Consider the following 18,379-nt stretch of genomic DNA (forward strand, 5'->3'; position numbering starts at 1 on the left):
TTTTTTTCTTTTGAACTCTTTTTTTGGGGGGGTTTGATCTTTTTCTTTTTGCTGATCCCCACTACTTTCGCTTTTTAATCTTTAAGTTTTTATTTTTTGGGGGTGGTTTGATGAAAAATCCTTTTTAGCGTTTTTTAGTTAGTAGAAAACTTCAGCGATAATCTTTTAAAAAAAGCGTTTTTTGGGGGGATTTTAGTTGTGAGTTGTAGGGGAGAGAATGGTTTCAAAGCGCTTCCTACCCCTTTAAGAAAATAAAACTTAAGAAAATGCGTTTTACAACTAAGATCTAAAGCAATAAAACAAAAACCCATTTTTTAAAAATGGAATTTTTTAAACCAAAAAGCGTTAAACCCCAATAATATTGATCTTGATAAAAACAAAGCTTTTTAAAACCCCTAAAAACAAGACTAACCAACAACAAAACGCATGGCGTCTGTTATTATCCTTATAGCATTAAAGCGCAAACCAGGTTTTTATTTAAACAAAAAGCTGTTATGCCATTTTAAGAGCGTTTCGTTTCTGTGAAAACCGCAATATTTTTCAATTATTCTTGACAAGCGTTAAAAAAAATTGTATCATTATCTTTTTGTGAGACCCGTTAGCTCAGTTGGTAGAGCAATTCCCTTTTAAGGAATGGGCCGTTGGTTCAAATCCAACACGGGTCACCATGAGCATCGTGGCTCCTTCATCTAGTGGTTAGGATACCACCCTTTCACGGTGGTTACAGGGGTTCAAATCCCCTAGGAGTCACCACTCTTTTATACGGGTTTAGTTGGATTTTATCTCAATATTTTGGTCGCTTAGCTCAGTTGGTAGAGCGCTACCCTTACAAGGTAGATGTCATAAGTTCGAGTCTTATAGCGACCACCATGACTAAAGCATGTATTTTTAGGCTATGGAGTTTGGATAGGGAGCGGTAGTTCAGCTGGTTAGAATATCTGCCTGTCACGCAGGGGGTCGCGGGTTCGAGTCCCGTCCGCTCCGCCACCAAGTGCTTTTTAAATCATTTTCTACGCTTTATTTCCAATATAATAGTCAGTCGTTAAAAATGACCCTTTCATCTAGTGGCCAAGGATACCACCCTTTCACGGTGGAAACGGAAGTTCAAATCTTTCAAGGGTCGCCACAAAAATTTCAAACTACACCCATAAATTATCTAAAAGCCTGGTTTTACCCACACGAGCCGCCACTAAAACCAGCGTGTTAGTTGGCTCTATGGTTTTTAAGGGTTCTAGCTTGTGGTCACAGCATTCCAAATAATCCACTTCTAAATTTTTTAAAATTTCAAGCCCTAGTTTTTTCAGTTTTTCGCACGCTTTTTCGCCCCTATCTATGGCTTGCTGGATATTTTCTAGAGCTTTTGGAATGGCTAGGGCTTGTTTTCTTTCTGTGGCATTCAAATACACATTCCTAGAGCTTAAAGCCAAATGATCGCTATCGCGCACAATCTCGCATGGCGCTATTTCAATGTCTAAAAGCAAATCTTGGACTAAATGCTGGATGATTAAAAGCTGTTGGGCGTCCTTTTTACCAAAATACGCTCTAGTAGGATTGACAAGATGGAACAATTTTAACACAACCTGAACCACCCCATCAAAATGCCCTTTACGCACCGCTCCCTCTAAAGAATGGGATAAAAATGCAGGGGCGTAGAGTTTTAAGCGTTGCTCTATTTCATAGGGATACATTTCGCTCATTTCAGGCAAAAACACCGCGCTAACGCCTAATTTTTCACACAAAGCCAAATCCTTTTCTAAAGGGCGTGGGTAAGCGCTAAAATCTTCGTTAGCCCCAAATTGCGTGGGATTGACAAAAACGCTCACAATCGTGTGGGGATTTTCTTTCAAACTCCTTTCTATCAAGCTTTGATGCCCTTTGTGTAAAGCCCCCATAGTCGGCACAAACCCCACGCTTTCTTTCAAACTTTTACGACATTCTCTTAAAGCAGCAATCGTTTCTAACACCCGCATTTAACAATCCTTTAAAAGCTCTAAAACCACTTCTCTAGGCTCTTTAGCCTGATAAATGGGGCGGCCCACCACGATAAAATCGCTTAAATTTTGTTTAGCTTCTTTAGCGTTCGCCACCCTTTCTTGATCTTCTTTATCGCTTTTATTGAGCCTTATGCCAGGGGTTAAAGTCAAAAAGTCCTTACCTAAAGCCTCTTTAATCGCTAAACTTTCAAACACCGAACACACCACCCCATCAATCCCGCTCTCTTTACCCATAGCACTCAATTTGATCGCTTGAGTTTTTAAAGGGGCGTTATACACCATCAAAAATTCCTCTTCGCTAAAGCTCGTTAGAGCGCTCACGCCCATGATCAAGGGGCGTTTTTTGAGAGCGTTTAAGCGTTGCATTAAAATGGTTAGCGCGCTTTTAGCGCTGCTCAAATGCACGGTGAGCATATCAATTTCTAATTTCGCGCATTCTAGCGCGGCATTTGCCATAGTATAAGGAATATCATAGAGCTTCAAATCCAAAAAAATCTTAAAATTCCCATCAATCTTTCTGATTTCATCTAAAAAACTAGCCCCATCTCTTATAAACGATCTAAGCCCCACCTTAGCCCATAAATCTAAGCCCTTTAATTCTTGCAATAAAGAAAGATTGTCCTCTTTTTTTTCTAAATCCAATGCGACACATAATTGCATAAAAGCCCTTTAAAGTGTAAAATAACGCCATTATAACAAAAAGAAATGCAAGATTTTTAGCTATGATAAGCGTTTTAAAAACAAAACGAATTTTAATCAAATAAGATTTTAAGGGTTAAAGAGTGAAAGCGTTTTTAGGAGCGTTAGAGTTTCAAGAGAATGAATATGAAGAGCTTAAAGAGCTTTATGAGAGCTTAAAAACCAAGCAAAAGCCCCACACTTTGTTCATTTCTTGCGTGGATTCACGAGTCGTGCCTAATCTGATCACAGGCACCAAACCGGGCGAATTGTATGTGATCCGCAACATGGGCAATGTGATCCCTCCTAAAACAAGCTATAAAGAGTCCCTTTCTACTATTGCGAGCATTGAATACGCTATTATGCATGTGGGCGTTAAAAATTTAATTATTTGCGGGCATAGCGATTGTGGGGCTTGCGGGAGCGTTCATTTAATTGATGATGAAACCACCAAAGCTAAAACCCCTTACATTGCCAACTGGATACAATTTTTAGAACCTATTAAAGAAGAATTAAAAAACCACCCGCAATTCAGCAACCATTTCGCCAAGCGTTCATGGCTTACAGAGCGTTTGAATGCGCGCTTGCAACTCAACAACCTCTTAAGCTATGATTTCATTCAAGAAAGAGTGATGGATAACGAATTAAAAATTTTTGGTTGGCACTACATCATAGAAACAGGCAGGATTTATAATTATAATTTTGAAAGCCGTTTTTTTGAGCCGATTGAAGAAACCATTAAACAAAGGAAAAGTCATGAAAACTTCTGAAACAAAAACCCCTAAATCCGTTTTAATCGCCGGGCCATGCGTCATTGAAAGCTTAGAAAATCTAAGAAGTATCGCTATTAAATTACAACCCCTAGCCAATAACGAGCGATTGGATTTTTATTTTAAAGCGAGTTTTGATAAGGCTAACCGCACGAGTTTAGAGAGTTACAGAGGGCCTGGTTTAGAAAAAGGCTTAGAAATGTTACAAACCATCAAAGATGAATTTGGCTATAGAATTTTAACCGATGTGCATGAGAGCTATCAAGCAAGCACAGCAGCCAAAGTAGCGGATATTTTACAAATCCCGGCGTTTTTGTGCCGCCAAACAGATCTGATTGTAGAAGTGAGCCAAACTAACGCCATTGTCAATATCAAAAAAGGGCAATTCATGAACCCAAAAGACATGCAATATTCCGTCTTAAAAGCCCTTAAAACGAGAGACAAAAGCATTCAAAGCCCCACTTATGAAACAGCGTTAAAAAATGGCGTGTGGCTGTGTGAAAGGGGGAGCAGCTTTGGGTATGGGAATTTAGTGGTGGATATGCGCTCTTTAAAAATCATGCGGGAGTTTGCCCCTGTGATTTTTGACGCTACTCACAGCGTGCAAATGCCAGGGGGAGCGAACGGGAAAAGTTCAGGAGACAGCTCTTTTGCCCCCATTTTAGCCAGAGCTGCAGCGGCGGTGGGGATTGATGGGTTGTTCGCTGAAACGCATATTGATCCTAAAAACGCCCTAAGCGATGGGGCGAACATGCTAAAACCTGGCGAGCTAGAACACTTAGTAACCGACATGTTAAAAATCCAAAATTTATTTTAAAGGAATTTCATGAAAATCATAGAAGGGAAATTGCAATTGCAAGGGAATGAAAAAGTCGCTATTTTAACATCGCGCTTCAATCATATCATCACAGACAGATTGCAAGAAGGGGCGATCGACTGCTTTAAAAGGCATGGGGGCGATGAAAATCTTTTAGACATCGTGCTAGTGCCTGGGGCTTATGAGTTGCCTTTCATTTTAGAGAGGTTGTTAGGGAGTGAAAAATACGATGGCGTGTGCGTTTTAGGAGCGATTATTAGAGGGGGGACTCCGCATTTTGACTATGTGAGCGCGGAAGCGACTAAGGGCATTGCCAACGCGATGCTAAAATACAGCATGCCTGTAAGCTTTGGCGTGCTGACCACGGACAATATTGAGCAAGCGATTGAAAGAGCGGGCAGTAAAGCCGGCAATAAGGGCTTTGAGGCGATGAGCACCCTCATTGAATTATTGAGCTTGTACCAAACTCTCAAGGGTTAAAATGGCGACACGAACTCAAGCTAGGGGGGCTGTGGTTGAATTGTTGTATGCGTTTGAGAGCGGTAATGAAGAAATTAAAAAAATCGCTTCTAGCATGTTAGAAGAAAAAAAGATTAAAAACAACCAGCTCGCTTTCGCTTTAAGCCTTTTTAATGGCGTGTTAGAAAAAATGGCTGAAATTGACGCTCTCATCGAACCGCATTTAAAAGACTGGGATTTCAAACGATTAGGGAGCATGGAAAAGGCGATTTTACGCTTAGGGGCGTATGAAATTGGCTTCACGCCCACGCAAAACCCCATCATCATCAATGAATGCATAGAGCTTGGCAAACTCTACGCTGAGCCTAACACCCCTAAATTTTTGAACGCTATCTTGGATTCTTTGAGCAAAAAGCTCGCTCAAAAACCCTTGAATTGAGGGCGTTTTATATTTAATGATTTTAAAAAATTAAAAAGAGAACATTATTCAGGCAATAACCAAAGAATTGATGCCTTAAAGCATGAAATCTATAGAGCTAAAAGCGTTGGGCTTTTGAGTTCAAGCCTTTTTAGAATATTAAGTGTAGTTTTAGACAAATGATATTAAAATCAGTAACCACTTTAAAAAAACAACGATGGAGCGCGAAAAGTCGTTTGTTTTTAACAAGTGATAAAACAATATAAAGGAATAATATGGCATACAAATATGATAGAGACTTGGAATTTTTAAAGCAACTGGAATCTAGTGATTTATTGGATTTGTTTGAGGTGCTTGTTTTTGGTAAAGACGGCGAAAAAAGACACAATGAAAAACTGACCAGCTCAATAGAATACAAAAGGCATGGCGATGATTACGCTAAATACGCAGAAAGAATCGCTGAAGAGTTGCAATACTATGGGAGCAATAGTTTTGCGAGTTTCATTAAAGGCGAAGGAGTCTTATACAAAGAAATCCTATGCGATGTGTGCGATAAATTAAAGGTCAATTACAACAAGAAAACCGAAACGACTTTAATTGAACAGAACATGCTTTCTAAAATCTTAGAAAGAAGTTTAGAAGAAATGGATGATGAAGAAGTGAAAGAAATGTGCGATGAATTGTCCATAAAAAACACTGACAATTTAAACAGACAAGCCTTAAGCGCGGCGACTTTAACGCTGTTTAAAATGGGAGGCTTTAAATCTTATCAATTGGCTGTCATTGTTGCGAATGCGGTCGCAAAAACCATTCTGGGGCGTGGTTTATCGCTTGCGGGCAATCAAGCGCTTACAAGAACTCTGAACTTTTTAACAGGCCCTGTTGGCTGGATCATTACAGGCGTATGGACGGCGATTGATTTTGCGGGGCCGGCTTATAGGGTAACCATACCGGCATGCATTGTGGTTGCCACTTTACGCCTGAAAACGCAGCAAGCCAGCGAAGATAAGAAGTCGTTGCAAATAGAATCCATTTAAGCTTTTTTTTAGGGGAAAAGGTATAGAATGGAAGCCTAGATGCGAAAGTGCATCTGGTTTTTATTTTAATTTAAGGGAGACAAAATGAGTAACAATTGCAGTAATCAACACCACAATCAAAAAGGTGATGCTAAAAATCAAAACAACGAAAGTTGTCAGAAAAATAGCCAAAACCAAGCCAATCAATGCAACGCTAACCACGAGCATAAAAACGATAAAAAGTAAGGGTTAGAGGGTTAAAGGAGGGGGTTTTTTGTGCCAAAAATCAAAGTAACGTTTCATTAAATTAACCCTAAAGAAAAAATCAATAGTTTCCTACTTTCAAATCGGATTTATCTTATCTAAAATGATAAGCGTATCAAAATGTATCAAAATATTTTAATCATTATCATCATTCTTTGGTTGTAAAATCAATAAAGTCCGTTAGCGTCTGTAGCGCTATCTTTGTGCGCAGTTAGCGGGCGTGTTTAAGCCTTTTATGTTAAACATGATTTTAAAAAATAATGCACTAACCACTAACCACTAATCACTAATCACTAAAAAGGGGGTTGGTGGGATTTGAGTGAGCGGCAGAAATAAAATTAAAGGGATTGCATGGCATACAGATACGATAGCGATTTGAAAGATTTGTTTGAGGTGCTTGTTTTTGGTAAAGACGGCGAAAAAAGACACAATAAAAAACTGACAAGCTCAATAGAATACAAAAGGCATGGTAGCGATTACGCCAAATACCCCAGAAGGATCGCTGAAGAATTGCAGTGTTATGGGGGCAATACTTTTGCGAATTTTTTTAGAAACGAAGGGGTCTTATACAAAGAGATTTTGCACGATGTGTGCGATCGTTTAAAGGTTAGTTACAATGAAGAATCTAACACCTCTTTGATTGAGCAAAACATGCTTGCTAAACTCTTGAAAGATAGTTTAGAACAAATGAGTAAAAAAGATCTTAAAGAACTCCGCCATGAATTGGGTACCACAAGCATTGATAAAATGATTGGTGAAAACAAACAAGTCCTAATCGCATCTGTTTTAACGCTGTTTAAAGCGGGTGGTTCTCATTCTTATGCGTTGGCTATAGCTGTTGCAGACGCAATGGTAAGAAAAACTCTAGGGCATGGTTTATGTGGTGGGTAAAGTAGCGCTTAAAAAAACTTTAGGCATTTTAGCTGGTCCTATTGGTTGGGTCATTACAGGCGCATTAGTGAGCATCAATCTTGCAGGGCCGGCTTATAGGGTAACCGTTCCGTCATGCGTTTTGATCGCCACCTTACGCCTAAAACTGAAAGCAGAACAAACAAAACGATTAGCAAAACAGAAAGCAGAACGAGAAGCGAATAAAACTAAGAAAACATGGTATCTGGCTATCATCTTTCTCGTTGGTCTAGCTATTTTAGCTGTTTTTTTCATCAAAAGAGAACACCAATCAAGCAATGATCCAAATAATAGCCCAAAAAGCGGTGTTAAAAAAACTCAAAAATCCTAGCCACAAGAACCATAAAAAGAACAATAACAACCACTCCAAAACACAAAACCACCCCAAACACAAAAACAATAAAGAAGCGGAAAGCCAAAGAGCGTTAAGGAGAGTAAAATCCCCTTTTAGCGTTTGAGAGAATTGACGGTTTGGAGCATGGCATCAGCGGTTTGAATGCTTTTAGAATTGGCTTCATAAGCCCTTTGAGCGGTGATTAGATCCGTCATTTCTTCTACCAGTCTCACATTGCTCAATTCCAAAAAGCCTTGCCTTAACTTGCCCAATCCTTGAGAATCCGGGTTGCCCACAATCGCCTCGCCGCTAGCGTTGGTGATTGAAAACAAATTATCCCCCATAGAATGAAGCCCCGCCGGATTGACAAAATTAGCCAAAGTGATCTGCCCAATCACATTAGAAGTCGTTTGCAAGCCTTGAGTCACGCTCACCGTGCCATCCACACCGATGTTTACTTGCGTGGTGTCTTCAGGTAAAGTGATTTGAGGGATCAAAAGATAGCCTTCGCTTGTTACAAGATTGCCCTGTTCGTCTAGCTTAAAATTCCCGCTTCTTGTATAAGCGGTGGTGCCATCAGGCAATTGGACTTGAAAAAAGCCTTTACCCGTGATGGCGACATCTAAATTATTTTCCGTTTCTTTAGGGCTGCCTTGCGAAAACATTTTAGTAATCGCGCTAGGACGCACGCCTAAGCCCACTTCCATGCCATCTGGCGATAAAGTCGTATTGCTTGTGTTGGTGCCAGCGTATTGCATCGCTTGGTAAAACAAATCGTTAAAATCCGCACGAGATTTTTTAAACCCGGTGGTATTGACATTGGCGATATTGTTTGAAGTGGTGTCAATATGCGTTTGTTGGGCGAGCATCCCTGAAGTGGCGCTATAGAGAGAGCGGAGCATGATTTTCCCTTTAAACTAAAACTTAATCACCCAAAATTCTAACAAAAATAAGATTAAATTTGACTAAAACGCTCTTTTTTAACCCTCTCATTTTTTAAGTTCTTGAACTCAAAATAACCGATACTTGACGCTATTGATAAATTTTAGGGCGTTTGATGATGTGCTTTCTTTTTGTATCCATTCACTCAAAACTTTTTAACAGCGTTCTTGGCGAAATGTTGGCCTTTTCTAAAGGGACAAAGCGCTTTTTTTGATAAGCCTCTAGGCTGGATCGCCCTATCATGGCGGCATTGTCGCTGCAAAATTCTAAAGGGGCTAAAACAAGCTTGCAATCAAACTCAGCGCACAAGTTTTCAAACGCCTTTCTTAAAGCAAGATTTTGGCTCGCTCCCCCCACAATGCCAAAAATTTTAGGGCGTTTGATTTTAAAATAGCGTTTAGTCTGCTGGATTAGATGCTTAATGGCCGCACTTTGAAAATGATAGCCAATCTTTTGTTTGAGGCTATCGTTCAAATTGGGGGCGTTTTTTTCAATCTCCAGACGCACCGCGTTTTTTAAACCCGAAAAACTAAAAGCCAGATTCGGGCTGTTTTTTAAAGGGATAGGGAACATTAAAGGCTCGTTTTGGTGCGCGTAATCAAGGGCTAATCTTTCCACTATGGGGCCTCCTGGATAGCCTAAATCAAGCATTTTGGAAACCTTATCAAAACTCTCCCCAAAGCTATCGTCTAAACTCGTGGCAACGATTTTAATGTCCTCATAATCTCTAGCCTCTAAAATCAAAGAATGCCCCCCAGAAACTAGCAACACGCTTAAAGGCATGCAGGTTTGCTTTTGATTGATAAAGAGCGAATACACATGCCCTCTCAAATGATCTTCTAAAATTAAAGGTAAATTCAAAGACAGGCTCAAGGCTTTTGCCATCATCAAACCTTCTATTAAAGTCACGCTCAAACCTGGCTGATTCGTGATAGCGATGGCTTTGAGCTTGGAAAAATCCTTATTCAAGCTGATTTTAATGCGTTCTAGTAAGAGCGGCAAATTCTCAGCATGCAAGCGCGATGCAAGCTCAGGCACAACGCCCCCATAAGAGCTGTGGTGTTTTTCTTGAGAGATTTTAAAATGAGCGATGAGTTGAGCGTCCTTTATTCTTGTAAGGGCTAAGGAGCTGTCATCGCAAGAACTTTCAATGCTTAAAATCATGCCTTTATCTTTGGGTGGTGTTTTTGCTTGAATTATACCTTGTTAGCAACATTCTAAAGCCTTTAAACAAAAACTAAAAAATAAGCCCCCTTTTTTAGAAAAAGCCTTTAAGCCAAATATTTGATCGCATTCAAATAGCTTTTGTTGTCCGCCTTGTTTTGATAAGCAATATCAAACGCCGTGCCATGGTCAGTGGAAGCGCGTAAAATGGGGGCGTTCAAACTCACATTAATGCTTTCATCAAAATAGAGCGCTTTTAAAGGGGCTAGCCCCACATCATGGCTCATGCTCACATAAAAGGGGGTTATTTTGCGCTTATTGGGGGCAAAAGCGCTATCAGCAGGCAGTGGCCCTAAAAAGCATTCAAAGCCCAGCGTTTGGTTGCTCTTTTGAATGGCTTTTAAAATCCTTTCATCTTCTTCCCCGAACAAACCCTCTTCGCCCGCATGGGGGTTAAAACCACACACTTGAACGATTTTAGCTTGAGTGCTTTTTTGAAACGCTAACAAAAACTTGACTAACGCTCCCACTTGAATGAGTTGAGAAACTGCCCCTAAAGGCACATGGTCGCTAAAGAGCCCCACAAAGAGTTTAGAACACCCAAGCATCATGATGATTTGATGATCTTTATAGCGTTGTTTTAAAAAATCGGTATGCCCCACAAAAGGGATTTGAGCTTGTTGCCATGCGAGTTTGTTGATAGGCAAAGTGCAAATGCCATCCACTTCTTTATTATCCGCTAACTCGCAAGCCTTTTTAAAACTCTCAAAACTATACGCCCCGCTTTGAGCGCTGACTTTGCCTATCGTGCTAGAATTTAATAAGGGTAAGGGGGAATTGATAGCGAGCGTGTTAAGCGTTTTAGTTTCATAAGCGTTATGAAGCAATTGATTGGCCCGCTCTAAAAGTTCGCCATCAATGAGATACAACGGCTCACAAAGCGCGCTCACTTCCTTATGGCTTTTTAAAATCAACTCTAAGCCTACGCCCTGAACATCCCCGCAACTGATCGCAATTTTCTTTTTAGCCATTTTACCGCTTGATGAGTTGCGCCATTTCTAAAATCGCTTTTTCCAAGCCCACAAAAACCGCTTTTGAAACCACGCTATGCCCGATATTAAGCTCTCTTAAAGAGGGGATTTTTAACAATTCTTTCACGTTAGAATAATTCAACCCATGCCCTGCGCATGCCACAATGCCCATAAAAAACGCTTCTTTGCTCATTCTTCTTAATTGCAAAAAGGCGTTGTGCAATTCTTCTTTCAGTTCTTTAGGGCTTTTGTCTTTGAGCGCGCTAATGGCATGGATTTGGTTGTTAGCGTTAGAGTATAGAGCGTTATGCAAATTCGCATACACCCCAGTGTGGAACTCCACTTGCTTGACTTGATGCTCCTTTGCAAAATGCAAAGCGTCTTTTAAAGGATCAATGAACAAAGACACTTCAATGCCTTTATTGTGATACGCTCTAATAACCTCTTCTAAACCCTTTAATGAGCAATCCAACCCCCCCTCTGTCGTAACCTCATCTCTGTTTTCAGGCACGATTGTAACCTTACTGGGCTTATTTTTTAAAGAGCATAAAAAATCAGTGATTGCTGCATTAATAGAGCATTCAATATTGATAGGCAAAGGGCTTATTTCAAGCAGCCTCAAAACGTCTTCATTTTGAATGTGTCGTTTGTCTTCTCTCAAATGAATGGTGATTAAATCCACTTTATGGGTGTTTTTAGCGATGAACAGGGCCTCTAAAATCTCAGGCTCATAAGTTTTTCTTATCTCTCTTAAAGTCACAATGTGATCAATATTCAATCCAAAACGCATGACTATCCTTTATTTTATAATAATGATTTTTGAAATTGTAACATAAAATCCGCCTCTTACACCTATAAGATTTTATCATCAAGCTATCTTGTAAAATGCTATAATACCCGAAACAAAATGTCAATTAAATCCAATAAAAAGTGTTGTGGGTGCTATATTTTTTAACCAGTTTATTTATTTGCTCTTTGATTGTTTTGTGGTCTAAAAAATCCATGCTCTTTGTGGATAGCGCTAACAAGATACAAGGCTTTCATCATGCAAGAACCCCACGAGCCGGAGGGCTTGGGATCTTTCTTTCTTTTGCATTGGCTTGTTATTTTGAACCTTTTGAAATGCCTTTTAAGGGACCTTTTGTTTTTTTGGGGCTGTTATTGGTGTTTTTAAGCGGTTTTTTAGAAGACATTAACCTTTCACTCAGCCCCAAAATACGCCTTATTTTACAGGCCGTAGGGGTTATTTGCATCATCTCATCAACGCCTTTAGTGGTGAGCGATTTTTCGCCCCTTTTTAGCTTGCCTTATTTTATCGCTTTTTTATTCGCAATTTTTATGTTAGTGGGTATCAGCAACGCTATTAATATCATTGATGGGTTTAACGGGCTTGCGTCAGGGATTTGCGCGATTACGCTTTTAATCATTCATTATACAGACCCTAGCAGTTTGTCTTGTTTGCTAGCTTACATGGTGCTTGGGTTTATGGTGTTAAATTTCCCTTTAGGAAAGATTTTTTTAGGCGATGGGGGGGCGTATTTTTTGGGTTTGGTGTGCGGGATCTCGCTCTTGCATTTGAGTTTAGAGCAAAAAATCAGCGTGTTTTTTGGGCTCAATTTAATGCTTTATCCGGTCATAGAGGTGCTTTTTAGTATCCTTAGGCGCAAAATAAAACGCCAGAAAGCCACCATGCCAGATAATTTGCATTTGCACACCCTTTTATTCCAATTCTTGCAACAACGCTCTTTAAATTACCCCAACCCTTTATGCGCGTTTATCCTTATTCTGTGCAACCTGCCTTTTATTTTAACAAGCGTCTTTTTTTGCTTAAACGCTTACGCGCTCATTGCCATTAGCCTAGTCTTTATCGCATGCTATTTAATGGGCTATGCTTATTTGAACAGGCGAGTTTGCGCTTTAGAAAAGCGAGCGTTTCAATGAAAAAACTCAAAAGTCTTTTTTTGAGCTTACTCTTATGGGTCTATCCTTTAAGGAGCGAGCCGATCAATCAAGGGGCATACATTTTAGAAGAGATTGGCGATGTGCTTAGGTTTTTGCCTATTTTTGTAGGCACGGTCAGTTTGGCGATGCGCGATTATAGAGGTTTAGGGGAATTAGCGGTCGGCACATTAGTCACTCAAGGCGTGATTTATGGCCTTAAAGGAGCTTTTAGCAACGCCCATAAAGATGGGGCTAGAGTGGAATTTGCTAAACGCCCGTGCTGTAATTCTTGGAGAGGGATGCCAAGCGGGCATGCTGGGGGGGTGTTTAGCGCGGCTGGGTTTGTGTATTACCGCTATGGGTGGAAACCGGCTCTTCCTGTGATCGCTCTTGCAATACTCACTGATGCCAGCAGAGTGGTGGCAGGACAACACACGATCTTGCAAGTTACGATCGGCAGCCTTATCGCATGGGGGTTTGCTTATTTATTCACTTCACGCTACAAACCCAAACAATGGATGCTCTATCCTGAAATCTCTAGCGATTTTAAGGGCAGCAGCCGCTATGGGGTGAGCTTTTCTTATCAATGGTAAAGGGATATAAAGTGCTAAAAAAATTATTACTCATTTCGCTCTTTTTAGGGTTTTTAAGAGCGGAAGGCGAACATTATGAAATCATCGTTGAGCTTTCAAAGGCTTTTGTGAAAGCCAAAGACGCTTTTATTGCGATCGATAAAACCTATCAAACCTGTGTAAAAACCGGGCATGATCGCACCCAAATACGCCTTCAAAACGCTTTTTTAGAGAACTTTTCTCAAACAGAACAGCAATTTGATGGTTATTTTGAGAAGGATTTTAAAAGCGTAGGAGTTTTAAAAACCTTGCTTAAAGACATCCAATCGTTAGAAAAAACTTCCAACAAGCTTGCATGCATTACCCCAAAAAACGCTCAAAATTTTGAAATTTTAGAGGGAGCGATAACGCAAATCATAGACTTAGAAAAACAGATGGATAATTTTATCAATAAAAACTAACATAAGCTATGATATAGTTTATTTTCACAAAAACTTCAAGGAAAATTGATGCAACATATGAAATCCCTATTGCCTTTGCCTTTGATAAAAACTACCTAAAAACAGGGGCTGTGGCTCTCTACTCTTTATTGCATGCCCATCGTGCAGTTGAAAGGGTATTTTTCAGTATCTATGTATTCTATAGCAGTTTGAATGAAGATGATTTAAACAGACTCCAAGAAACTATCAAGCCTTTCAAGCATTTTGCCACTTTAAAATGCCAAGATATTAGTGCCACTCTTGATTCTTTGCCCACCATCACGGATAGTACATGGGTTAATCGCTATTCTAGAACGATTCTAGTCAAATACCTTCTCCCTAGTTTATTCCCCCAATACAGCAAAATGATTTGGTCTGATGTGGATGTGGTGTTTTGCAGAGCTTTCGCTGATGATTTTATCGCTTTAGACACAAGCGAATCTTTTCATTTGAGTGGTGTGATAAGTTTAGTATCACAATCAGTTACAGAGGGGTTTTGGTTTTGCAATTTGGATTACATGCGAGAGCACTCTTTCACCCAACAGGTCTCAGAAAAATTTAAAATTCAAGTAATGCGTCCATATTTTAAAGAACCTACATTAATACACCATTTGCATGCTTATATTAAAGAACTTCCCTTACACTATTGTGTTTTGCCTTATTATTATCAAGAAGAACTTAATGATTTGAGACATAAAGCTTCCTTACCCATTCGGTTTGAAATCATCCACCAAGACAAACCCAATGAATTTATCTATCGCCAGCAAATCCCCTATGAGATCTCTCAAATTCAAGACATTCTTTCAAACCCTATTATCATGCACTATGAATCTGATAAAGACGCTCTTGGAATCTACAATGGCAAACCTTGGAAGTTCCCTTTGGGGAATCAATACCACCTGTGGTTAGAGATGCTTGCACACACTCCATTTTGGAAAGACTTCACTCTGGAAATGCAAAAAAAAACGCGTAGAATACCGAGATATTGCTCAAAAAATCCATTATTTTTCTCAAGACAAGCATCTCTATGAAGTGAGCATACGCTCCATTAAAGTTTTTGCATCTCATTACTATAATTTAGTGGTTAAAGAACGATGGTTTAAACCAATAAAAACTTTCTTTCAAAAAAAATTTTTTCAAAAAAAGTTCTAATTTGTTGGAATCACAGGGCGAAACCAAATCCCTAATACTTATGCTTTCTTAGGCGTTTCACCACATAATCCCCCACGCTTTGAATGATTTGCACTAAAACAATAATCACAACCACCGCATAAAAAAGCACATCGCCCCTATAACTTTGATAGCCAATCCTAATGGCTAAATCCCCCAAGCCCCCAGCCCCTAACGCTCCCGCCATAGCCGAATAGCCTATTAAAGAAATCAAGGTGATGGTGATGTTATTCGCTAAAGAGGGCAGGCTTTCTAAAAGCATCATTTTAATGACTTCCAAATTAGACGCTCCCAAACTTAAAGTGGTTTCAATCTTGCCATGCTCTACTTCCATTAAAGAATTTTCAAAAAGCTTTGCGACAAAAGGAATGGCTGAAATGGCTAGCGGGATAATGCTCGCGCTAGAGCCAATGCTTGTGCCAATCAAAAAGCGCGATAAAGGCAGGAGCAAAATAATCAAAATGATAAAAGGGAAAGAGCGAGTCATGTTGATGGAAGTGTCTAAAATTTTATGCAAAAGGGGTTTGTTTAACAAATGCCCTTTTTTACTCACTAACAATAAAACCCCCAAAGGCAAGCCAAAAACAACCGCCAAAAAGCTCGCCACAAACACCATATAAAGCGTTTCTAGCGTGGCTTGAATGAGCATTTGAGAAACCATTTTAATCCTTTAATTTTTCCACTTGCAAGCCTAAAGCGTTTAAATACTCTAAAGCCCTTTGAGTTTCTGTAGTATTGCCTAAAAACCGCACCACTAAATACCCTATATCTTTAGTCGTAAGCTCTTCAATATCGCCTGAAATGATGTTCACATCTATCTTAAAACGCCTGATCAAATTAGAAATGATCGGCTCGTCCAAATGCTCCCCTAAAAACACGATGCGATAAATGTCTTGGCATTTTTGATCCCCATGCTCGTTTTTGATGCCAAGCAATTCTTTAGTAACGGCATGTTTAGGGTTGGCAAAAATTTCTTCTACCGAGCCTCTTTCCACAATTTCGCCGCTGCTGATCACACACATTTGATTGCACAATTCTTTAACCACTTCAATCTGGTGCGTGATGAAAACGACGCTCAAATTGAGCTTTTTTTGAATGCCGCTTAAAAGCGTTAAAATAGAATGCGTGGTTTTAGAATCCAAGGCGGATGTGGCTTCATCGCAAAGCAATAAATCAGGGCAATTCGCTAAACTCCTAGCGATCGCCACTCTTTGTTTTTGTCCACCGCTGAGCTGTTTAGGATAAAAATGCATTTTATCTTCTAGCCCCACTAATTCCAATAATTCATGCACCCTTGATTTAATCTTAGTTTTTTCCCATCGGGCGATTTCTAGAGCGAAAGCGACGTTTTCAAACACATTTTTAGCGCTCAATAAATTGAAATGCTGGAAAATCATGCCTATTTTCTGGCGCGCTTTTTGCAATTCTTTAGGCTTTAATTTTAACAGATTGACCCCATTGACTAAAACTTCGCCAGAACTGGGGCGTTCTAAACAATTAATCAAGCGAATGAGCGTGGATTTCCCCGCCCCTGAATAGCCTATCACGCCTAAAATACCGCCTTTTTTCAATTCCAAATTCACGCCTTTTAGAGCATGAAACCCGTTTTCATAAATCTTTTCAATGTTTTTTAATTCCACTATCATCGTTTCAACTTTAAATCTTGCTCACTGAGACATTTGCGCGTTATTTTCCACGCTATTGAGCCATAAAAACACTTGCACCACGCTTTCATACAATTCTTCAGGTACCGCGCAGTCTAATTCTACCTTTAAAAGCGAATCCACCAGCATGGGGTTAGAAAAGAGCGCTATATCGTATTCTTTAGCTTTTTGAATGATCCTTTTAGCCACTTCGCCCACCCCGCTTGCGATCACTTTTGGGGCATGATCTTGCCCCATGTTATAGGCTAGAGCGGCGGCTTTTATAGTTTTATTCATCTAATACCCTAAAGTCAAAGCGTCAGCGTCATTCCAAGAGAAATTTTTTTCAAACCCTTTTGTTTTTTTCAAAATAGACGCAACGCTGCGCACTAGCATGTCCGTTTCAATATTCACGCACCGTTTGAGTTTATAAGTCTTAAAAAGGGTGTTTTCTAAAGTGTAAGGGATAATCGTTAGCCAAAACCCTTTTTCTTCTACTTTGCTTAAAGTCAAACTCACCCCATCAATGGCGATAGAGCCTTGTTCAACGCACAATAAAAGCGTTTCTTTAGAAGCGCTGATGAAAAAATCCACTTGATTAGCGTTGTGAATGATTTTTTCAATGACCCCGATAGCGTCAATATGCCCTTGCACAAAATGCCCATCCAAACTCGCATCGGCTTTCAGGGCTGGCTCAATATGGACTAAATCCTTGTAATTTTCTAACGCTACGCTGTTTTGGGTTTTTTGACTCAATTCCACGCTAAAATGCGTTTTTGAACTTTCTATGGCGGTCAAACATGCCCCATTAATCGCAATGCTGTCGCCAAGCTTGGGATTGAGATCGCTCTCTATGCTTAAAATATTGTTTTGGAAACTTTTCACTTTAGCTATTTGATTGATTAGACCGCTGAACATCGTTAATGATTATTTTCCTTATGTTAAAATGCTTGAACATTGTAACATATTAAATAAAACCACAGGATAAAAGCATGTTTATTGATACGCATTGCCATTTGGATCACAAGGATTATGAAAACGATTTAGAAGAAGTGTTAAAAGAAAGCCTGGAAAAAGGCGTTACCCAATGCGTGATTCCGGGCGCGGACATGAAGGATTTGAACAGAGCAATAGAGATTAGCGAAAAATTTGAAGGCGTGTTTTTTGCCATAGGCGCTCACCCTTATGATGTGGAGAGTTTTGATGAAAGCTTGTTTGAAAAGTTTGTTGGGCATCAAAAATGCGTGGCGATAGGCGAATGCGGACTGGATTACTACCGCTTGCCTGAATTGAATGAAAGAGAAAATTATAAAAGCAAGCAAAAAGAAATTTTTACTAAACAGATTGAATTTTCTATCCAACACAACAAGCCCTTGATTATCCACATCAGAGAGGCGAGTTTTGATAGTTTGAATCTTTTAAAAAGCTATCCTAAGGCTTTTGGGGTGTTGCATTGCTTTAACGCTGATGGCATGCTTTTAGAATTAAGCGATCGTTTTTACTACGGGATAGGAGGGGTTAGCACTTTTAAAAACGCTAAAAGACTGGTAGAGATCCTCCCTAAAATCCCTAAAAACAGGCTTCTTTTAGAAACGGATTCGCCCTATTTGACCCCACACCCTTTTAGAGGCACCAGAAATAGCCCTACTTATATCCCTTTAATCGCTCAAAAAATTGCCGAAATCATCAACATAGAAACTGAAGAGCTCGCTTCTTTAAGCACGCATAACGCTCAAACGCTCTTTAGTTTCCCCTGAAAATGGGGCTGTATTTAAAAA

General features: G+C 39.7%; 20 protein-coding genes, 5 tRNA genes and 2 pseudogenes. 17 read left to right on the forward strand and 10 right to left on the reverse strand.

The genetic code is table 11. The features are described 5' to 3' along the window. Positions 1 to 592: 592 nt before the first annotated feature. From DV63_RS11385 to DV63_RS11405, 5 genes are all read left to right on the forward strand, one after another. Positions 593 to 668 (forward strand) — tRNA-Lys (locus tag DV63_RS11385). A 10-nt stretch (positions 669 to 678) separates the two neighbouring features. Then, a tRNA-Glu gene (locus tag DV63_RS11390) sits at positions 679 to 753 on the forward strand. A gap of 41 nt (positions 754 to 794) precedes the next feature. Next, positions 795 to 870: transfer RNA gene (locus DV63_RS11395), tRNA-Val, on the forward strand. Between the two features lie 40 nt (positions 871 to 910). Further along, a tRNA-Asp gene (locus DV63_RS11400) sits at positions 911 to 987 on the forward strand. Between the two features lie 63 nt (positions 988 to 1,050). Next, positions 1,051 to 1,126 (forward strand) — tRNA-Glu (locus DV63_RS11405). A gap of 13 nt (positions 1,127 to 1,139) precedes the next feature. Here DV63_RS11405 and panC read toward each other — a convergent pair. Further along, the gene (gene panC / locus DV63_RS11410) at positions 1,140 to 1,970 is read right to left on the reverse strand and encodes a pantoate--beta-alanine ligase (protein WP_001264272.1); all 831 of its coding nucleotides are present in this window, start codon (positions 1,968 to 1,970) and stop codon (positions 1,140 to 1,142) included. After that, a complete protein-coding gene (pyrF, locus tag DV63_RS11415) occupies positions 1,971 to 2,654 on the reverse strand; it encodes an orotidine-5'-phosphate decarboxylase (RefSeq protein WP_001175267.1) in 684 nt (227 codons plus the stop codon). A 122-nt stretch (positions 2,655 to 2,776) separates the two neighbouring features. Here pyrF and DV63_RS11420 point away from each other — a divergent pair, with 122 nt between their 5' ends. From DV63_RS11420 to DV63_RS18490, 7 genes and pseudogenes are all read left to right on the forward strand, one after another. Then, entirely contained in the window at positions 2,777 to 3,442 is a 666-nt protein-coding gene (locus DV63_RS11420) for a carbonic anhydrase (RefSeq protein ID WP_000643001.1), read from the forward strand. After that, positions 3,429 to 4,259 (forward strand): 3-deoxy-8-phosphooctulonate synthase, encoded by an 831-nt coding sequence (gene kdsA, locus DV63_RS11425; protein ID WP_000858038.1) that lies wholly within the window; start codon positions 3,429 to 3,431, stop codon positions 4,257 to 4,259. The genes DV63_RS11420 and kdsA overlap by 14 nt, the downstream gene beginning before the upstream one ends. A gap of 9 nt (positions 4,260 to 4,268) precedes the next feature. After that, positions 4,269 to 4,739: a 6,7-dimethyl-8-ribityllumazine synthase gene (ribH, locus tag DV63_RS11430; protein WP_000691112.1), complete on the forward strand. Its 471-nt coding sequence runs from the start codon at positions 4,269 to 4,271 to the stop codon at positions 4,737 to 4,739. A gap of 1 nt (position 4,740) precedes the next feature. After that, positions 4,741 to 5,157: a transcription antitermination factor NusB gene (nusB, locus tag DV63_RS11435; RefSeq protein WP_000235745.1), complete on the forward strand. Its 417-nt coding sequence runs from the start codon at positions 4,741 to 4,743 to the stop codon at positions 5,155 to 5,157. 254 nt (positions 5,158 to 5,411) lie between these two features. Further along, positions 5,412 to 6,173, forward strand: a complete 762-nt coding sequence (locus tag DV63_RS11440) for a YaaW family protein (protein WP_000323683.1) — start codon at positions 5,412 to 5,414, stop codon at positions 6,171 to 6,173. Positions 6,174 to 6,257: 84 nt separating this feature from the next. After that, the gene (locus tag DV63_RS18345; RefSeq protein WP_000069195.1) at positions 6,258 to 6,398 is read left to right on the forward strand and encodes a hypothetical protein; all 141 of its coding nucleotides are present in this window, start codon (positions 6,258 to 6,260) and stop codon (positions 6,396 to 6,398) included. 369 nt (positions 6,399 to 6,767) lie between these two features. Continuing rightward, a pseudogene (locus DV63_RS18490) lies at positions 6,768 to 7,666 on the forward strand (YaaW family protein); the annotation flags it as partial. A 106-nt stretch (positions 7,667 to 7,772) separates the two neighbouring features. On the opposite strand, the gene flgG reads toward DV63_RS18490, so the two are convergent. From flgG to pdxJ, 4 genes are all read right to left on the reverse strand, one after another. Next, positions 7,773 to 8,561, reverse strand: coding sequence for a flagellar basal-body rod protein FlgG (gene flgG / locus DV63_RS11460; protein WP_000946438.1), 789 nt, complete (start codon positions 8,559 to 8,561; stop codon positions 7,773 to 7,775). Between the two features lie 181 nt (positions 8,562 to 8,742). Beyond that, positions 8,743 to 9,765 (reverse strand): tRNA (adenosine(37)-N6)-threonylcarbamoyltransferase complex transferase subunit TsaD, encoded by a 1,023-nt coding sequence (tsaD, locus tag DV63_RS11465; protein WP_000603737.1) that lies wholly within the window; start codon positions 9,763 to 9,765, stop codon positions 8,743 to 8,745. Between the two features lie 107 nt (positions 9,766 to 9,872). Continuing rightward, a complete protein-coding gene (pdxA, locus tag DV63_RS11470) occupies positions 9,873 to 10,796 on the reverse strand; it encodes a 4-hydroxythreonine-4-phosphate dehydrogenase (RefSeq protein ID WP_001075086.1) in 924 nt (307 codons plus the stop codon). Position 10,797: 1 nt separating this feature from the next. Continuing rightward, positions 10,798 to 11,586: a pyridoxine 5'-phosphate synthase gene (pdxJ, locus tag DV63_RS11475; protein WP_001210813.1), complete on the reverse strand. Its 789-nt coding sequence runs from the start codon at positions 11,584 to 11,586 to the stop codon at positions 10,798 to 10,800. 140 nt (positions 11,587 to 11,726) lie between these two features. Here pdxJ and wecA point away from each other — a divergent pair, with 140 nt between their 5' ends. The 4 genes and pseudogenes from wecA (at position 11,727) to DV63_RS11495 (ending at position 14,940) form a co-directional block, all read left to right on the forward strand. Beyond that, positions 11,727 to 12,737 carry an undecaprenylphosphate N-acetylglucosaminyl transferase WecA gene (wecA, locus tag DV63_RS11480; RefSeq protein WP_017179826.1) on the forward strand — a complete coding sequence of 337 codons (1,011 nt, stop codon included), beginning with the start codon at positions 11,727 to 11,729 and terminating at the stop codon, positions 12,735 to 12,737. Next, on the forward strand, positions 12,734 to 13,330 hold the full coding sequence (lpxF, locus tag DV63_RS11485) for a lipid A 4'-phosphatase (protein WP_017179825.1): 597 nt from the start codon (positions 12,734 to 12,736) through the stop codon (positions 13,328 to 13,330). The genes wecA and lpxF overlap by 4 nt, the downstream gene beginning before the upstream one ends. An 11-nt stretch (positions 13,331 to 13,341) precedes the next feature. After that, positions 13,342 to 13,770 carry a hypothetical protein gene (locus DV63_RS11490; protein WP_000914388.1) on the forward strand — a complete coding sequence of 143 codons (429 nt, stop codon included), beginning with the start codon at positions 13,342 to 13,344 and terminating at the stop codon, positions 13,768 to 13,770. 44 nt (positions 13,771 to 13,814) lie between these two features. After that, positions 13,815 to 14,940: pseudogene (locus DV63_RS11495) on the forward strand (glycosyltransferase family 8 protein). A 31-nt stretch (positions 14,941 to 14,971) separates the two neighbouring features. Here DV63_RS11495 and DV63_RS11500 read toward each other — a convergent pair. The 4 genes from DV63_RS11500 to ribE are packed head-to-tail and all read right to left on the reverse strand — an operon-like array spanning position 14,972 to position 17,519. Further along, on the reverse strand, positions 14,972 to 15,619 hold the full coding sequence (locus DV63_RS11500) for an ABC transporter permease subunit (protein ID WP_000254592.1): 648 nt from the start codon (positions 15,617 to 15,619) through the stop codon (positions 14,972 to 14,974). A 1-nt stretch (position 15,620) separates the two neighbouring features. Continuing rightward, on the reverse strand, positions 15,621 to 16,604 hold the full coding sequence (locus DV63_RS11505) for a methionine ABC transporter ATP-binding protein (protein WP_000634632.1): 984 nt from the start codon (positions 16,602 to 16,604) through the stop codon (positions 15,621 to 15,623). A gap of 21 nt (positions 16,605 to 16,625) precedes the next feature. Further along, positions 16,626 to 16,898, reverse strand: a complete 273-nt coding sequence (locus tag DV63_RS11510) for a FlhB-like flagellar biosynthesis protein (RefSeq protein ID WP_001044052.1) — start codon at positions 16,896 to 16,898, stop codon at positions 16,626 to 16,628. Continuing rightward, positions 16,899 to 17,519, reverse strand: coding sequence for a riboflavin synthase (gene ribE, locus DV63_RS11515; RefSeq protein ID WP_000491112.1), 621 nt, complete (start codon positions 17,517 to 17,519; stop codon positions 16,899 to 16,901). It abuts the gene before it with no gap. A 74-nt stretch (positions 17,520 to 17,593) separates the two neighbouring features. Here ribE and DV63_RS11520 point away from each other — a divergent pair, with 74 nt between their 5' ends. After that, positions 17,594 to 18,358, forward strand: coding sequence for a TatD family hydrolase (locus DV63_RS11520; RefSeq protein WP_000469350.1), 765 nt, complete (start codon positions 17,594 to 17,596; stop codon positions 18,356 to 18,358). Positions 18,359 to 18,379: the final 21 nt, after the last annotated feature.

It is taken from the genome of Helicobacter pylori FD535, from assembly GCF_000296015.2.
GTDB classification, from domain to species: Bacteria; Campylobacterota; Campylobacteria; order Campylobacterales; family Helicobacteraceae; genus Helicobacter; species Helicobacter pylori_CT.

Bases quoted from the DNA above. Each gene is read 5' to 3' on its own strand.
- panC (WP_001264272.1), bottom strand. From the start codon at position 1,970: ATGCGGGTGTTAGAAACGATTGCTGCTTTAAGAGAATGTCGTAAAAGT.
- pyrF (WP_001175267.1), bottom strand. From the start codon at position 2,654: ATGCAATTATGTGTCGCATTGGATTTAGAAAAAAAAGAGGACAATCTT.
- kdsA (WP_000858038.1), top strand. From the start codon at position 3,429: ATGAAAACTTCTGAAACAAAAACCCCTAAATCCGTTTTAATCGCCGGG.
- ribH (WP_000691112.1), top strand. From the start codon at position 4,269: ATGAAAATCATAGAAGGGAAATTGCAATTGCAAGGGAATGAAAAAGTC.
- nusB (WP_000235745.1), top strand. From the start codon at position 4,741: ATGGCGACACGAACTCAAGCTAGGGGGGCTGTGGTTGAATTGTTGTAT.
- DV63_RS11440 (WP_000323683.1), top strand. From the start codon at position 5,412: ATGGCATACAAATATGATAGAGACTTGGAATTTTTAAAGCAACTGGAA.
- DV63_RS18345 (WP_000069195.1), top strand. From the start codon at position 6,258: ATGAGTAACAATTGCAGTAATCAACACCACAATCAAAAAGGTGATGCT.
- flgG (WP_000946438.1), bottom strand. From the start codon at position 8,561: ATGCTCCGCTCTCTCTATAGCGCCACTTCAGGGATGCTCGCCCAACAA.
- tsaD (WP_000603737.1), bottom strand. From the start codon at position 9,765: ATGATTTTAAGCATTGAAAGTTCTTGCGATGACAGCTCCTTAGCCCTT.
- pdxA (WP_001075086.1), bottom strand. From the start codon at position 10,796: ATGGCTAAAAAGAAAATTGCGATCAGTTGCGGGGATGTTCAGGGCGTA.
- pdxJ (WP_001210813.1), bottom strand. From the start codon at position 11,586: ATGCGTTTTGGATTGAATATTGATCACATTGTGACTTTAAGAGAGATA.
- lpxF (WP_017179825.1), top strand. From the start codon at position 12,734: ATGAAAAAACTCAAAAGTCTTTTTTTGAGCTTACTCTTATGGGTCTAT.
- DV63_RS11500 (WP_000254592.1), bottom strand. From the start codon at position 15,619: ATGGTTTCTCAAATGCTCATTCAAGCCACGCTAGAAACGCTTTATATG.
- DV63_RS11505 (WP_000634632.1), bottom strand. From the start codon at position 16,604: ATGATAGTGGAATTAAAAAACATTGAAAAGATTTATGAAAACGGGTTT.
- DV63_RS11510 (WP_001044052.1), bottom strand. From the start codon at position 16,898: ATGAATAAAACTATAAAAGCCGCCGCTCTAGCCTATAACATGGGGCAA.
- ribE (WP_000491112.1), bottom strand. From the start codon at position 17,519: ATGTTCAGCGGTCTAATCAATCAAATAGCTAAAGTGAAAAGTTTCCAA.
- DV63_RS11520 (WP_000469350.1), top strand. From the start codon at position 17,594: ATGTTTATTGATACGCATTGCCATTTGGATCACAAGGATTATGAAAAC.